The sequence below is a fragment of the Mediterraneibacter agrestimuris genome (assembly GCF_943193195.1).
Lineage (GTDB): Bacteria > Bacillota > Clostridia > Lachnospirales > Lachnospiraceae > Schaedlerella > Schaedlerella agrestimuris.
This window is the reverse complement of the sequence record NZ_CALPDG010000002.1, coordinates 1-15,623: the sequence shown is the minus strand read 5'-3', so window position 1 is coordinate 15,623 and position 15,623 is coordinate 1. Positions and strand designations below refer to the sequence as shown.

Annotated in this window: 13 protein-coding genes; 2 read left to right on the top strand and 11 right to left on the bottom strand. The window is 43.4% G+C overall.

Annotation, left to right across the window (positions count from 1 at the left end; genetic code table 11):
• Positions 1-11: 11 nt before the first annotated feature.
• From NFS18_RS01355 to NFS18_RS01345, 3 genes are all read right to left on the bottom strand, one after another.
• Positions 12-530 carry a stage III sporulation protein AB gene (locus NFS18_RS01355; protein WP_251386889.1) on the bottom strand — a complete coding sequence of 173 codons (519 nt, stop codon included), beginning with the start codon at positions 528-530 and terminating at the stop codon, positions 12-14.
• Positions 515-1,459, bottom strand: a complete 945-nt coding sequence (gene spoIIIAA, locus NFS18_RS01350) for a stage III sporulation protein AA (RefSeq protein WP_251386888.1) — start codon at positions 1,457-1,459, stop codon at positions 515-517. Before spoIIIAA ends, NFS18_RS01355 begins: the two co-directional genes overlap by 16 nt.
• A gap of 126 nt (positions 1,460-1,585) precedes the next feature.
• On the bottom strand, positions 1,586-2,407 hold the full coding sequence (locus NFS18_RS01345) for an SH3 domain-containing protein (protein ID WP_251386886.1): 822 nt from the start codon (positions 2,405-2,407) through the stop codon (positions 1,586-1,588).
• Positions 2,408-2,686: 279 nt separating this feature from the next.
• On the opposite strand from NFS18_RS01345, the gene NFS18_RS01340 reads away from it, so the two are divergent.
• Positions 2,687-4,057, top strand: a complete 1,371-nt coding sequence (locus tag NFS18_RS01340; protein ID WP_251386884.1) for a Mur ligase family protein — start codon at positions 2,687-2,689, stop codon at positions 4,055-4,057.
• Between the two features lie 9 nt (positions 4,058-4,066).
• Positions 4,067-4,825 carry a type 1 glutamine amidotransferase gene (locus tag NFS18_RS01335; protein WP_251387325.1) on the top strand — a complete coding sequence of 253 codons (759 nt, stop codon included), beginning with the start codon at positions 4,067-4,069 and terminating at the stop codon, positions 4,823-4,825.
• A 134-nt stretch (positions 4,826-4,959) separates the two neighbouring features.
• Here the strand turns inward: NFS18_RS01335 and NFS18_RS01330 are convergent, their stop codons facing one another.
• The 8 genes from NFS18_RS01330 to leuB all read right to left on the bottom strand — a co-directional run bounded on the left by NFS18_RS01330 (position 4,960) and on the right by leuB (position 15,405).
• Positions 4,960-6,156 carry an NADP-dependent isocitrate dehydrogenase gene (locus NFS18_RS01330; RefSeq protein WP_251386882.1) on the bottom strand — a complete coding sequence of 399 codons (1,197 nt, stop codon included), beginning with the start codon at positions 6,154-6,156 and terminating at the stop codon, positions 4,960-4,962.
• Between the two features lie 64 nt (positions 6,157-6,220).
• Positions 6,221-6,895 (bottom strand): GntR family transcriptional regulator, encoded by a 675-nt coding sequence (locus NFS18_RS01325; RefSeq protein ID WP_251386880.1) that lies wholly within the window; start codon positions 6,893-6,895, stop codon positions 6,221-6,223.
• Positions 6,896-6,915: 20 nt separating this feature from the next.
• Complete coding sequence (locus NFS18_RS01320; protein ID WP_251386878.1) at positions 6,916-8,304, bottom strand: beta/alpha barrel domain-containing protein; 1,389 nt, start codon at positions 8,302-8,304, stop codon at positions 6,916-6,918.
• A 200-nt stretch (positions 8,305-8,504) separates the two neighbouring features.
• On the bottom strand, positions 8,505-9,668 hold the full coding sequence (locus NFS18_RS01315; protein ID WP_251386872.1) for a phosphoglycerate dehydrogenase: 1,164 nt from the start codon (positions 9,666-9,668) through the stop codon (positions 8,505-8,507).
• A gap of 1 nt (position 9,669) precedes the next feature.
• On the bottom strand, positions 9,670-10,752 hold the full coding sequence (serC, locus tag NFS18_RS01310; RefSeq protein WP_251386870.1) for a 3-phosphoserine/phosphohydroxythreonine transaminase: 1,083 nt from the start codon (positions 10,750-10,752) through the stop codon (positions 9,670-9,672).
• Positions 10,753-10,834: 82 nt separating this feature from the next.
• Positions 10,835-12,517, bottom strand: coding sequence for a biosynthetic-type acetolactate synthase large subunit (gene ilvB, locus NFS18_RS01305; RefSeq protein ID WP_251386866.1), 1,683 nt, complete (start codon positions 12,515-12,517; stop codon positions 10,835-10,837).
• 11 nt (positions 12,518-12,528) lie between these two features.
• A complete protein-coding gene (gene ilvD / locus NFS18_RS01300) occupies positions 12,529-14,202 on the bottom strand; it encodes a dihydroxy-acid dehydratase (RefSeq protein ID WP_251386862.1) in 1,674 nt (557 codons plus the stop codon).
• 117 nt (positions 14,203-14,319) lie between these two features.
• On the bottom strand, positions 14,320-15,405 hold the full coding sequence (leuB, locus tag NFS18_RS01295) for a 3-isopropylmalate dehydrogenase (protein WP_251386861.1): 1,086 nt from the start codon (positions 15,403-15,405) through the stop codon (positions 14,320-14,322).
• Positions 15,406-15,623 lie beyond the last annotated feature (218 nt).

Here is a 15,623-nt window from a genome sequence, read left to right as displayed (position 1 = left end):
TGTCTGTTCTTTCATATCAAAACCACTATCAGAAAAAGTCCTCCCATAATGCCAAGGCAATTTCCAATCCGCTTTTTTGATGCCAGACCTTCTCTCACTTTCTCGATTTCCAGTTCCAGCCTGTCGATATACAATTGCAGATTGCGGCTTTCTGACACACTGTCCATCTTCCCCAGATAAGTGCCCAGTTCTTTTAGCTGAATCGAATGTTCGCTTTTCAAATGCAGCTCTTTCAGATAATTATCCACAGAACGCATCCAAATTTTAAAAAAACCATCTTCTTCTCTTTTTTCTACCTGTTTTTCTAAATTATGAAGCCATCTTCTGTAAGGCTCCTTTACCCGCACTGCAACACGGCCGAATACTTCCCCCAGAGGAATGCCGGCATAATCCAGTTCCCCCTTTAACATATAGACTATATGACGGATATAGAGCAGTTTTTCCAGATAACACTGCTGCTCTATCCCGTAAAGAATCCCCGCGCTTCCTGTTGCCAGAAGAATCAATACCGCTCCTACAAATCTCTGCATAGTACATTCCCCCATTCATCATAGATTGCGTGTACCGCGCCGGGATCTTTCTGATTATTAAGGACAACATACCGCTCGAATCTCCGCTGCTCAGTCAAACGGCTTAATCCCGGTTTTCCACATATCTCGTCCAAATCTGTTCCATGTACACTGGCAAGCAATTTACAGCCGCACTGCATTGCATACTCAATTGCCCGCGTTTCCTCTTCACCCCCGATTTCATCTACAGCCAGGACCCGGGGCGCCATTGAACGGATCAGTAAAATCATACCGTCCGCCTTTGGACAGCAGTCCAGTATATCTGTCCGTATTCCCATATCGTTCTGTGCAATTCCCATATGACATCCGCCCAACTCCGAACGCTCGTCCACTACCCCCACCGTACAGCCCTTTACATATGTATTACCGTTGGAAATCTGACGGATCAGATCTCTGATCAGTGTAGTCTTTCCGCATCTGGGCGGAGAAATAATCAATGTATGGCATATCTCTTTATTTTTTGTAAGAAACGGAAGTACACGGTTTCCACAACCGATCACCTCGTGGGCCACACGGATATTGACCGAAGAGATATACTGCATATTCTTAATCCTGTCTTTCTCCAAGATCACTTTTCCCGTCATTCCTACCCGATGACCTCCCTCAATGGTTATAAATCCCTGCCGTATTTCTGACTCATACGCATACATTGAATAATGACTGATATAATCCAACGTTTCCCGAAGTTCATCTTTGGTTACCAGATGCTTTTCAGCAGTCTCTTTCGGAATAATCAACTCTGTATTCTTATATACAATCATGAGCGGTTTCCCGATCCGCAGGCGTATTTCCTGCAATTCATTAAAATCCAAGTGTTCTCTCTCCAGAACTGTACGGATTCCACGTGCCAGAATTCTAAAAATCTGTTGTCTCTTACCATCCTCTCTCATCTTGTCCACCTCTTTAGACAATATATGAGAGAGTTTTGAAAATATACATAAAAAAATCCCTGACTTTGCAAAAAGTCAAGGATTCTCTTTGTTTGGTTATACTTATTTGTTTATAAACTTATACAATTAATTACTGATTGCCGCCATATACTCGCTGTACACATATCCAATTGTTCCATTGTCCAGTGAGAACTTAAGCCAGTCATTTTCATCATCTGAAACCTTCACTTTGTCTCCCTTACGCAGTACTGTAATGATCGGATAGTTTGTGCCTGCGCCTGTACGGACATTCAGTCCTGCGTCAGCAGTACAGACCATATACTGTGGAAGCTCCGGTTTCAAATAGTTATCATTCATATAAACGGTCTGATCATCCACTTTACACTGATACCATTCTGTACCAAGAACTTTACCCGTTACGTGTACCTCTGTTCCATTTGGCAGAGTCTTTAAAACAGTGCACCATGTATTCGGCTCTGTACGAACATTCAAGCCTCCTGTTGCACTAACTGTCATCTTCATATCCAGAGAACGAACATTTACACCAAGACCTGTATTACAGTTTGTGGGTACGTTGTACTCAGCCTCCGGTACCATATAGCTTGCATATACATATCCTGTAACAGCTCCTGAAATCTTGTACCACATACAGTCCGGCGCCTCGCCTACCACGTGGTATACATGTCCCGGAATTACGTTTCCGAGAATCTCGCCAAACGGCGCTGTACGAATCATTGCATCTGCTGTTGCAACATAATCTCCATCGATCTGAATCAAATCCGTATCAGCATACGGGTCGGAAGCACTTCCGTTTCCATATGCATAAGCATTGTAACCATCCTGTGTTACAGCCTCTTCAATATCAGCCGGCATAGCCATTGCAGTCATAGATGTTGTCATCATAACAGACACTGCTATTACTGTACAAAAAATCTTTCCTTTTTTCATTCGTACGATCCTCCTAAAAATATTTTAATATTATGAAATTATGCCCTGAAATTATGCCCTGAAATTTCGTCTAATTATGACAATATATCTATACTCTGTCAATAATTTTTCCGTTCCACAACCAATTCCTCTCTCTTTTTACCGAAAAAACCTTCTTCCATAATTATATAATTTCTTGTTTTATTTATGGATATCGCTTATAATAATACAGATATTTCAAATGATATCTAATATAAGGAACTATGCATATTATTTTAAAAGAAGGAAACGTGAAAACACATGAGATTAAGATCTAAACTTGCAATCAGGTGTGCAAAGATGACAAGCACACTCATCAAAAAACTAAACCGCGGAAGCGGTGTAACGCTTCCGGGATACGTGGCCCGGATCATTGACCCGAAAATCTTAAGTACAATGTCTGATATGGTACGTGAAAAGACAATCGTTACTATGGGAACGAACGGCAAAACAACAACGAACAGTATTCTCTACCATGCATTAAAAGCAGAGGGTAAAAAGGTGATCATCAACCGTACCGGAGCTAACATGTTAAACGGCATTGTCTCTGCTTTCGTTCTTTCTACAGATAAAAAAGGACAGTTGGATGCAGACTATGCATGTATCGAAGTTGATGAGATCGCATCTGTGAAAGTACTGCCCCAGCTCCGTCCGGACTGTGCGCTCCTGACCAACATTTCCCGTGATCAGCTTGACCGTTTTGGTGAAGTAGATATCACATTTAACACAGTAAAAGGTGCAATTGAAAGTACTCCGAAAACTAAATTGATCATTAATTGTGACGATATTCTTTCCTATGCCCTTGCAGCAAATGGCAGGAATCCATATACCACATATGGAATCAGCGAGCAGATTTTTGATGATATTTCCCGTTCAGAAATCCGGGAAAGTATTTTCTGCCGTTCCTGCGGCAAAAAACTGGAATATGATTTCTTCCACTATGGACAGCTTGGACTTTACCACTGTCCGAACTGCGGATTAAAACGTCCCGATCCTGATTATACGGCGACAGATATTACCTTCCATGATGAAGTTTATGCTTTTACAATCGATGGTACGGTAATCGACTCCACATCACGTACACCATATAACATTTATAACACACTTTCTGCTTATGCAGGACTTCGTGCCATGAACGCTCCTACAGAGCATTTTAAAGCAACGATCGAGTCTTTTGACTACGGCAATAACCGAGAAGATATTTTTACCATCAACGGAGCACGTGTACAACTTCATCTTGCCAAGAACCCAATCGGATTCCAGCAGAAAATCTCTCTCGTTTTGAAAGACCCTAATCCCAAAGATGTTATCATTTTGATCAACGACACCTATCAGGACGGCGAAGATGTGTCCTGGCTCTGGGATGTGGATTTTCAATATCTTGCAGATGCGGATACAAAAACTATACTGACCACCGGAACGAGAAAGCACGATATGGGACTTCGTCTGAAATATGAAGATATTCCGTGCGGTTCTACTGACGACATGGAGAGATCCGTCATTGATCTGACAACAAACGGAACGAAGAATTTATATGTGATCGTCAACTATTCTGGTCTGTACCGGACAAATCATTTGCTAAAAGCACTGGCGAAAAGCTCTGCTGCTGACATTGTGAAAGGAGGGAATTAAGATATGCGTATGAAATTAACCATCGGACATTTATACCCGGATCTTCTGAATCTCTACGGCGACCGCGGCAACATCCAGTGTTTTTCCAAACGTCTCGAATGGCGCGGCATGGAAGCGGAAGTTATTCCATTTCTCTCAGGCGACAGCATTGATTTTTCCAGGCTGGATATTGTGCTGCTGGGCGGCGGTTCTGACCGTGAGCAAGAACTGGTATGCGGATATTTACAGGATATTAAAGAAGACTTTAAGAATTATGTAGAAAATAACGGTGTTGTGCTGGCAGTATGCGGCGGATTCCAGTTACTTGGAAAGTATTATAAAACCAGGGACAAGCTGATCGAAGGCGCCGGTATTTTAGATATCACCACCGAATGGGAACCGGAGCGCCTGATCCGCAACATCGTACTCAACTCCCCGCTTTTTGACACTCCTGTTGTTGGTTTTGAAAACCATGGCGGACGTACTCACATTGGAAATCATACACCTTTCGGAAAAGTGTTTTACGGACTGGGTAATACTGGGAAATCTGGTTATGAGGGAGTTATATATAAAAATGTGATTGCAACATATCTGCACGGTCCTCTTCTTCCTAAAAATCCACACGTATGTGATTATTTGCTAGAACGTGCATTGCAGAAAAAATACGGCGGAGATATAAAGCTGGAAACTCTTCCTGACGAACTGGAACACAAGGCTAACCGCTATATCACAGACCGCTACAGCGATAAAAAATACGTTCTCAAAGAAACAATTAAGAGATACACTTAAGATCGGGCTGTCGACAGACTCTATTTCCCGATCCTCCATGAAATTAAAATTGGTAAAATTAAAAGCGTTCCTTGAAACAAAAAACTTTCAAGAAACGCTTTTTATACTTCTGTTTTCCCGTTTGAAATAACAATTTATAGTCTGGATGCAATCGCCTTAATAAATTCTTCACTGTTCACTACCGTCGGATTCTCAATGGTCGTGATCAGCGCCAGATCTTTTGTCATCTCACCAGCTTCGATTGTATCAATGGTTGCCTTCTCCAGTCGGTCAGCAAAATTCATCAGATCTGTATTGCCATCCAGCTCACCGCGTTTACGAAGTGCTCCTGACCATGCAAAAATTGTTGCTACCGAGTTGGTGGAAGTTTCCTCTCCCTTCAAATGCTTATAATAATGACGCTGTACAGTACCGTGGGCCGCTTCATACTCATAATATCCATCCGGTGATACCAATACAGAAGTCATCATTGCCAGAGAACCAAATGCAGAGGATACCATATCACTCATCACATCTCCATCGTAGTTCTTACATGCCCAGATATATCCACCCTCGGACTTCATCACACGGGCTACCGCATCATCGATCAGTGTATAGAAATACTCGATTCCTGCCGCTTTAAACTTCTCATCATACTCCGCGTCATAAATTTCCTGGAAAATGTCTTTAAATGTGTGGTCATACTTTTTAGAAATGGTATCCTTTGTTGCAAACCAAAGATCTTGTTTCATATCCAATGCATAGTTAAAACAGCTTCTTGCAAAACTTTCAATGGAACCGTTGATGTTATGCATTCCCTGTACTATACCTTCTCCAGCAAAATTATGTACAAGCTCTCTTGTCTCACTTCCATCCTCTGCGGTATATACCAGTTCTACCTTTCCAGCTCCCGGAATCTTCATTTCAGAACCCTTATAGACATCACCGTAAGCATGTCTTGCAATTGTGATCGGTTTCTTCCAGTTCTTTACGCATGGCTCGATTCCTTTTACAACGATGGGTGTACGGAATACAGTTCCATCCAGAATAGCACGGATTGTTCCATTCGGACTCTTCCACATTTCTTTTAGGTCATACTCATCCATCCGGGCTGCATTCGGAGTAATCGTTGCACATTTTACAGCAACCTTATATTTCTTTGTTGCATTTGCAGAGTCAACTGTCACCTGATCATTTGTCTCATTACGATATTCCAGTCCAAGATCGTAATATTCTGTATTCAGGTCAATATACGGCTCCAATAGATTCTCCTTGATCATCTTCCAGAGAATTCTTGTCATTTCGTCGCCGTCCATCTCAACGAGTGGTGTTGTCATTTTGATTTTTTCCATTTGAAACTCCTCCTAATTCTTTATTCAAATCCGTTTATACAGACATGATCTCTTGCAGTCCGGATTATACCTGAACTGTTTCTCCAAATCCCTGCTTACGCAGATTATGGATCACGTGCATGATATGCTCATTTGCAAGCTGCTCTGCAAGATCTGCATCCTTATCACGGATGGCGCGCAAAATCTGCTTATGCTCGCGAATGGACTTCCTGGCACGCTCTTCCGGCACTATTGAAGACTTTCTTGCCATCTGCACATATCCGTGAAAATCAGTCAGCACATGGCTTAAAATACGGCTGTTGGAAGCTTCATACAAAACAGCATGAAATCTCCCATCTAAAACAGCGATCTGCTCTATGTTATTATTTCCCTCTTTCTTCATATGGAATTCTGAAAGAAGTACAATTTCTTCTAATTCATCTAACTGTTCTTCCGTAATATGCTCTGTCGCCCAACGAGCACATAGTCCCTCCAGCAATGAACGGGCAATATAAATATCCTTCACATCCTTTGAAGTGATCCCTGTCACATAAGCCCCCTTATTCGGGATAATCGTAACTAAACCTTCCAGTTCCAGCTGACGGAGCGCCTCACGGACCGGAGTTCTGCTGACTCCCAATTCCTTTCCGATGGTGGTCTCTCTCAGTTCTTCCTGTTCCTTATATGTTCCATTTAAAATATTATCCCGAATCTTCTGAAAGACACGGCTGCTCAGCGAAAGTTCCTGATACTCTTCCATTTTCGTACCATAGCCTCCTGTTACAACGTTATGTTAAGCGTCTTACACACACTGTCTATTTTCTCAACTAATTCTTCATCTGTCAAGACCGTAACACGCCCATCTTCATATTCTTTATCAACCCATGCTTTAATTGCCAGTACCAGCTCAGAATTTTTATCCATCTGTCTTTCTCCAGGCAGTTTATAATATGCATTGATCCAATATGCGATCCCCGCAACTCCGGAGGTATTGGAAATTGCCACAAGCGCTGGTTTGTTTAAGAATTTCTCAGTATCAAACACATTATAGATTTCTTCATTCTTTAACATTCCATCTGCATGGATTCCTGCCCTTGTAACGTTAAAGTTTTTTCCTACAAACGGTGTACGGGAAGGAACACGGTATCCGATTTCTTTTTCATAATATTCTGCAAGCTCAGTGATCACAGTTGTATCCATACCATCTAATGTTCCCCGAAGCTGTGCATACTCAAATACCATTGCTTCCAGTGGTGTATTTCCGGTACGCTCGCCGATGCCAAAAAGTGAACAGTTAACGCCGCAGGCGCCATACAGCCATGCCGTTGTAGAGTTGCTGACTGCTTTATAGAAATCATTATGTCCGTGGAACTCGATCAGTTCACTTGGCACACCTGCATGTACCATCAGACCATAAATGATTCCCGGAATGGAACGTGGGATCACAGCACCCGGATAATTCACTCCGTATCCCATCGTATCACAGACACGGATCTTCACCGGAATCTGATACTCATCCATCAGCTTCATCAGTTCAAGACAGAATGGAATTACAAATCCGTAAATATCGGAACGAGTAATATCCTCCAAATGGCATCTTGGACGCACACCTGTCTCCATACACTCACGTACAACAGACAGATAATGCTCCATAGCCTCCCGCCTTGTAATTTTCAATTTATAGAAAATATGATAGTCAGAGCAGCTCACAAGAATTCCCGTCTCTTTCAGACCAATCTCTTTTACTAATTCAAAATCCTTTTTACTTGCCCGGATCCAGCTCGTAATTTCTGGAAATTCATATCCGCGTTCCATACATTTATAGACTGCGTCTCTGTCCTTCTTACTGTACAAAAAATATTCACACTGCCGGATCTTTCCATTCGAACCGCCCAGCCTGTGGAAATAATCATAAATCGTCACAATCTGTTCTGTCGTATAAGGAGCTCTGGACTGCTGGCCGTCACGGAATGTGGTATCTGTGATCCAGATTTCCTCTGGCATATGATGCGGCACGATTCTGTCATTAAAAGCAATCTTCGGAATCTCATCATAACGGAACAGATTACGAAATGTATTCGGAGTCTCTACATCCACCAACGGGTACATATGCTCCTCTAACTGCAGCAAATTAGTATGCTTATCAAAAAATACTTTACGGTTTTCCATTCTATATTTCCTCCTGACACATAATTCTCATTTTTGTATTCTTGAATCCATGTATAATTGTATACAATCATATCTTTTATGTCAATCTTTTTTATCTAATTCTTTTACAAAACTATAGCAGCCGCAAGCTGTTTCTTTAATTTTAAACAAGAAGAACCGCCAGCGGCTGCTATTATTATGTTATTCGTTTTTATTTATTTCTACTTAATTACCCGCACCTTCAGTACTCCCTCGATCGCCTCTAGCTTCTCTTCCACTACTTCCGGTACATCCGCCTCCACATCGATCATTGTATATGCGTATTCTTTCCGGCTCTTATTCGCCATCAGGGAAATATTCATATTCTCCTGGGCGAGTACAGCGGTCAACTGTCCGATCATATTCGGAATGTTCTTATGCAGAATCGTAATTCTGCTTCCCTCTTCTTTTGCCCCCATATCACATGCCGGGTAATTCACAGAATTTCTGATATTACCGTTTTCCAGATAATCCTTCAACTCTTTCACTGCCATTCTAGCACAATTTTCCTCGGATTCTTCTGTCGAAGCGCCCAGATGCGGAATCACAATCGCCCCTTTAACTCCGGCAATCTCTGGTGTCGGAAAGTCTGTGACATAACATTTCACTTTACCAGAAACCAGTGCGTCTACCATTGCCTCGTTTTCAACTAAAACATCACGCGCAAAGTTCAGCACGACTACATTTTTCTTCATCAGACTGATAGCGTCTTTATTGATCATACCCTTTGTATCCGGCAGCGCAGGAACATGAATGGTAATGTAATCACATTCCTTGTACAGTTCATCCACTGTTTTTGCATGGTGAATATTTCGGGATAATCTCCATGCCGCATCAACCGACACATAAGGATCATATCCATATACATCCATTCCCAGATGTACGGCGGCATTAGCAACCAAAACTCCGATTGCTCCCAGACCAATCACTCCCAGCTTCTTTCCTTCCAGCTCGGTTCCGGCAAATGCTTTTTTAGCCTTCTCGGCTGCCTTAGCAAGGTCGCCGTCCTCTTCATGTTCCTGTACCCAGTTGATACCGCCGATCACATCACGGGCGGCAAGAAACATTCCTGCTAATACCAGTTCCTTTACACCGTTCGCATTTGCTCCGGGCGTATTGAACACAACGATTCCCTGCTCGGCACATTTATCAAGAGGAATATTATTCACTCCTGCACCCGCTCTGGCGATCGCTTTTAACTTTCCGCCAAACTCCATCTCATGCATACCGGCGCTTCGGACCAAAACAGCGTCTGCCTCATCTATTTTTTCCGTTTTCGCATATTTTTCATCAAATTTCTCGATTCCCACCTGAGCAATTGGATTCAGACAATGATAACGATACATGTTACAGATTCTCCTCTTCAAACTTTTTCATAAAGGCAGTCAATGCCTCTACCCCTTCATACGGCATTGCATTGTAAATGCTCGCGCGCATACCACCTACGCTTCTGTGACCCTTTAAGTTCTCCAGTCCCGCTTCTTTTGCTTCTTTAATAAACTTTGCGTCAAGCTCTGCATCTCCGGTTACAAAAGGCACATTCATAAGAGAGCGGTCTTTTGGCTCAACAGTTCCTTTAAACATCTGACTCTGATCCAGAAAATCATACAAAAGCTTTGCCTTCTTCTCATTGCGCTCTTTCATCACATCCAGACCGCCCATCTTCTTCAGCCACTGGAATACCTTTCCGCAAATGTAAATTCCATATGCCGGAGGTGTATTATAAAGAGAGTCTGCATCTGCATGCGTCTTATATGTCAGCATGGTCGGTGTTCCCGGAAGTACATCCTCCGTAATCAGATCCTCACGAATGACAGCGATCACCACACCTGCCGGTCCGATGTTCTTCTGCACACCGCCGTAAATGATGCCGTATTTGCTTACATCTACCGGCTCAGACAAGAAACAGGATGATACATCGGATACAAGCAATTTACCCTTTGTATTCGGCAGCTCTTTAAACTTGGTTCCGTAAATCGTGTTATTCTCACAGATATATACATAATCCGCATCGTCAGACACATCCAAATCAGAGCAATCCGGAATATAAGAAAATGTCTTGTCAGCAGATGATGCGATACGGTTTACCTTTCCATATTTTTCTGCCTCCTGTGCTGCTTTCTTTGCCCATTGTCCGGTAATGATATAATCTGCCACCTTATTTTTCATCAGATTCATCGGAATCATGGCAAACTGCTGGGATGCGCCTCCTTGTAAAAACAGAACTTTGTAATTATCCGGGATATTCATCAATTCACGCAGATCTGCTTCTGCCGTCTGAATAATTTCTTCAAATGCCTTGGAGCGGTGACTCATCTCCATCACAGACATTCCCGTGCCTTTATAATCCATCATTTCTTCTGCCGCAGCTTTTAACACCTCTTCCGGCAGTACTGCCGGTCCTGCAGAAAAGTTATACACTCTGCTCATTTCTTATCCTCCCTGAGTTCCCTCTTCTTATTTCTGATATAGTGATTACATTGCTGTACGCACTATAAATGTACAACAACATTTATTCCTTTGTTTTGATATCCTCTTCATCAAATGCGTCACTGATCGCCGCCCCCGGAGCAACCATCGGCCACACCTTGTCATCGCAGTCGATCTGACAGTCGATCAGCACCGGTTTCTGAAGTTCCAGTGCATGTGCAAATGCCTCTTGGAATTCCTCTTTCGTTGCAGCGCGGATACCAACTGCTCCCATCGCCTCTGCCAGTTTTACAAAATCCACACCGTCATTTAAAATTGTTGCAGAATAACGCTGCTCATAAAATAGATTCTGCCACTGACGTACCATACCGAGTACATGGTTGTTAATGACAACTTCAATAATCGGAATCTGATGACGGACAGCAGTTGCAATCTCATTCATATTCATACGGAAACAGCCGTCTCCTGCAATATTCACAACCGTTTTATCCGGACAACCGGTCTTCGCTCCCAGAGATGCTCCCAAACCATATCCCATGGTACCTAAGCCTCCGGATGTCAGCAGAGTTCTTGGCTTTGTATACTTATAATACTGCGCCGCCCACATTTGATGCTGCCCCACTTCAGTTACAATGACTGCACCGCCCCCGGTCTGTCTATAGATTTCCTCCACAACAAAGGGACCTGACAATCCTTCCGTCCGATATTTCAACGGATAGGAACTTTTGTATTTCTTTACAGTTTCCACCCATTCTGTATGGGACTGCTGTTCCAGTTTCGCATTTACCTTTTTCAGCGCTTCTTTGATATCTCCTACAACGCCTGCCTTGATCATCACATTTTTATTCATTTCTGCAGCGTCTGTATCAAACTGTAGAATTTTCGCTTTCTTTGCAAATGTCTTTGTATTTCCAGTTACACGGTCACTAAATCTGGCGCCAAGAACAATCAGCAAGTCACAGCCGCTAACACCATAATTAGATGCCTTTGTTCCATGCATTCCCAACATTCCCGTATACCGCTCATCAGTTCCCGGAAACGCGCCCTTTCCCATAAGTGAATCTGTTACAGGCGCGTCTACCTTGTTTACAAACTCAATCAATTCTTCACTGGCACCAGATGACACAGCTCCGCCGCCCACAAAAATATACGGGCGCTTTGCCTTTTGAATCATAGCTACAGCTGTATCAATCTCACTCTCAGAGATTCCTGATGCATCCGGCTGATATGGTTTAATTTCTTCCTTTATATACTCTGCTTTATCTGCTGTTATGTCCTTCGGAATATCAATCAGTACAGGTCCCGGTCTTCCGCGTCTGGCAATCTCAAATGATTTGCGGATTGTATCTGCCAGCTTTTTGACATCTTTCACAATGTAATTGTGCTTTGTAATCGGCATAGTAATTCCTGCAATATCGATTTCTTGAAAACTATCCTTGCCAAGCAAAGATACCCCTACATTACAAGTGATCGCAACCATTGGAATAGAATCCATATATGCAGTTGCAATTCCTGTCACCAGATTGGTCGCCCCCGGTCCGCTTGTAGCAAAACATACTCCGACCTTCCCTGTAGCCCGTGAATATCCGTCCGCGGCATGGGCAGCCCCCTGTTCATGGGACGTCAGTATATGACGTATTTCTCCGCTGTGTTTATATAATGCATCGTAAAGATTGAGGATTGCACCGCCCGGATATCCAAAAACCGTATCCACACCCTGTTCCTTCAAACATTCGATGACAATCTCTGCTCCTGTTAACTGCATGAGCTTTCCTCCTACTTGTTCATTGGAATTTCCAGTATTGCTCCACGGTTGCCTGAGGTTACCATGGATGCGTATCTTGCAAGATACCCAGTTGTCACCTTAGGCTTCCGTGGCTGCCATTTTGCTTTTCTTACTGCCATTTCTTCATCAGATATATCAAGTTCAAGTTTTAGTTCTGGAATATTAATCTTAATCAAATCTCCTTCTTCCACTAATGCAATCGGACCGCCCACAGCCGCCTCGGGTGAGACATGTCCTATGGAAGCCCCGCGAGAAGCTCCGCTGAAACGTCCGTCTGTGATCAGTGCGACAGAAGAACCCAGACCCATTCCTGCAATTGCCGAAGTCGGATTGAGCATTTCACGCATACCCGGTCCGCCTTTCGGTCCCTCATAACGGATCACCACCACATCTCTCGGATTAATCTTACCGCCTTTGATAGCTTCGATCGCATCCTCTTCACAGTCAAAGACTCTTGCCGGACCTTCATGTACCAGCATTTCCTCCACGACTGCGGAACGTTTTACAACACTTCCGTCAGGAGCAAGATTTCCTTTCAAAACTGCAAGACCTCCTGTTTTACTATATGGGTTCTCAACCGGACGAATGACTTCTGGATCACGATTTTCTACATTTGCGATATTTTCTCCTACTGTCTTGCCTGTTACGGTCATACAGTCTGTATGTAACAATCCCAGCTTATTCAGCTCATTCATCACTGCACAGACTCCCCCTGCTTCGTTCAAGTCCTCCATGTATGTCGGACCTGCCGGAGCCAGATGACATAGATTCGGGGTCTTTTCGCTGATGCCATTTGCAAAATCAATCTCAAAGTCCATGCCTATCTCATGTGCAATAGCAGGAAGATGCAGCATGCTGTTTGTAGAACATCCAAGCGCCATATCTACAGTCAATGCATTCAGAACCGCCTTTTCTGTCATAATATCTTTTGGACGGATATTGTTCTTCACCATCTCCATCACTTGCATACCTGCATGTTTTGCAAGCTGAAGCCTTGCCGAATAAACTGCGGGAATGGTTCCATTACCCGGAAGTCCCATGCCAAGCGCCTCGGTCAGACAATTCATACTATTAGCTGTATACATACCGGAGCATGATCCGCAGGTCGGACATACTTTATTCTCAAATTCACACACATCTTCTTCTGTCATAGAGCCCGCTGCATAAGAGCCGACTGCCTCAAACATACTGGAGAGACTTCTCTTCTCCCCTTTTACATGACCTGCAAGCATCGGTCCTCCGCTGACAAATACGGTCGGAATATTCACTCTGGCTGCCGCCATCAAAAGCCCCGGTACATTTTTATCACAGTTCGGGATCATAACCAATCCATCAAACTGATGCGCCATTGCCAGAGCTTCCGTAGAATCCGCGATCAGATCTCTTGTCACAAGTGAATATTTCATACCGATATGCCCCATTGCAATTCCATCACAAACTGCAATTGCCGGAACCATGATCGGAGTTCCGCCTGCCATGGCAACTCCCATCTTTACTGCATCACAGATTTTGTCCAGATTCATATGCCCCGGAACAATTTCATTATAAGAACAGACAACACCGATCAGCGGTCTGTCCAGTTCTTCCTGCGTCATTCCCAGTGCGTTAAACAAAGAGCGGTGCGGAGCCTGTTGCATTCCTTTTGTCACTGTATCACTTCTCATAGATGTATCCTCACTTTCCTGATTCTTATGCTTCACTTCGGAAATTATACTTTATCCCATAAATGTAACAGTTCAGCCTTTCGGCTCACTATTACTGAATTATTTTCAAAATACTGCTTATCTTATATAATTGCAGATCTTATCTCCCATCTTTGCAGTACCGATCTGCACCTTTCCTTCTGACATAATATCAATCGTACGGTAACCGTCTTTTAAGACCTGTTCCACTGCGGCTTCAATTGCATCCGCCTCTTTATCTAAGTCAAAGGAGAATCGAAGCATCATAGCTGCTGACAAAATGGTCGCGATTGGATTAGCGATCCCTTTGCCCGCAATGTCCGGGGCGCTTCCGCCGCTTGGTTCATAGAGTCCAAATCTTGTCTCGTTCAGACTTGCAGAAGCCAACATTCCGATAGAGCCAGTCACCATACTTGCCTCATCCGATAAAATATCCCCGAACATATTCTCCGTCAAAATCACATCAAACTGTCTTGGGTCTTTCACAAGCTGCATTGCACAGTTATCAACCAGCATATGCTCCAGCGTCACCTCCGGATAGTCGGCAGCCACCGCTTCTACAACCTTTCTCCACAGTCTGGAAGAGTCCAGTACATTTGCCTTATCCACACTGGTAACCTTCTTTCTGCGCTTCATGGCAATGTCAAATCCCCTTCTTGCAATCCTGCATATCTCTTCTTCATTATATGTAAGTGTATCTCTGGCAGTCACGATGCCATCCACTTCCTCTGTAGAACGCTCACCAAAATACAATCCGCCTGTCAGTTCCCGCATGATCATCATATCGAAACCACCAGCCGTAATCTCTTCTTTCAGCGGGCAGGCGCCCTTCAATTCATCATACAGCACAGCCGGGCGAAGATTTGCAAATAAATTCAGCTCTTTGCGGATTCTCAGAAGTCCTGCCTCTGGTCTTTTGGATGGTTCCAGTTGGTACCATGGCGATGTCTTTGCGTCTCCTCCAATGGATCCCATCAGAACCGCATCGCTGTCTTTCGCCAGTTCAATCGTCTCGTCTGTCAGCGGAATCCCGTGTACGTCAATGGACGCGCCTCCCATCAAAAGCTCTGTATACTGCATATCATGTCTGTATACTTCACCGACTTTATCTAATACCTTCATAGCCTCGGTCACGATCTCCGGACCGATCCCGTCGCCTTTAATCACCCCAATATTCAGTCTCATGGCTGATTCTTCCTTCCTTTTGCAAACTTTTCTGTAACAATTCACCGCTTTGTCAAGGACATGAACAATTACACGTTTCTCTCTATCATACTCTATTTTTCTTTATATTTCAACCCTTTAACACGTGAAAGTGTTCTGTACGTAACAGTTCAGCCATGCACAAATCTACAAAAACGAATTGGTAAGCTTGCTTACAACAAGACGTTTTTTGTAGGATT

Bases quoted from the DNA above. Each gene is read 5' to 3' on its own strand.
- NFS18_RS01355 (WP_251386889.1), bottom strand. From the start codon at position 530: ATGCAGAGATTTGTAGGAGCGGTATTGATTCTTCTGGCAACAGGAAGC.
- spoIIIAA (WP_251386888.1), bottom strand. From the start codon at position 1,459: ATGAGAGAGGATGGTAAGAGACAACAGATTTTTAGAATTCTGGCACGT.
- NFS18_RS01345 (WP_251386886.1), bottom strand. From the start codon at position 2,407: ATGAAAAAAGGAAAGATTTTTTGTACAGTAATAGCAGTGTCTGTTATG.
- NFS18_RS01340 (WP_251386884.1), top strand. From the start codon at position 2,687: ATGAGATTAAGATCTAAACTTGCAATCAGGTGTGCAAAGATGACAAGC.
- NFS18_RS01335 (WP_251387325.1), top strand. From the start codon at position 4,067: ATGAAATTAACCATCGGACATTTATACCCGGATCTTCTGAATCTCTAC.
- NFS18_RS01330 (WP_251386882.1), bottom strand. From the start codon at position 6,156: ATGGAAAAAATCAAAATGACAACACCACTCGTTGAGATGGACGGCGAC.
- NFS18_RS01325 (WP_251386880.1), bottom strand. From the start codon at position 6,895: ATGGAAGAGTATCAGGAACTTTCGCTGAGCAGCCGTGTCTTTCAGAAG.
- NFS18_RS01320 (WP_251386878.1), bottom strand. From the start codon at position 8,304: ATGGAAAACCGTAAAGTATTTTTTGATAAGCATACTAATTTGCTGCAG.
- NFS18_RS01315 (WP_251386872.1), bottom strand. From the start codon at position 9,668: ATGTATCGTTATCATTGTCTGAATCCAATTGCTCAGGTGGGAATCGAG.
- serC (WP_251386870.1), bottom strand. From the start codon at position 10,752: ATGAGCAGAGTGTATAACTTTTCTGCAGGACCGGCAGTACTGCCGGAA.
- ilvB (WP_251386866.1), bottom strand. From the start codon at position 12,517: ATGCAGTTAACAGGAGCAGAGATTGTCATCGAATGTTTGAAGGAACAG.
- ilvD (WP_251386862.1), bottom strand. From the start codon at position 14,202: ATGAGAAGTGATACAGTGACAAAAGGAATGCAACAGGCTCCGCACCGC.
- leuB (WP_251386861.1), bottom strand. From the start codon at position 15,405: ATGAGACTGAATATTGGGGTGATTAAAGGCGACGGGATCGGTCCGGAG.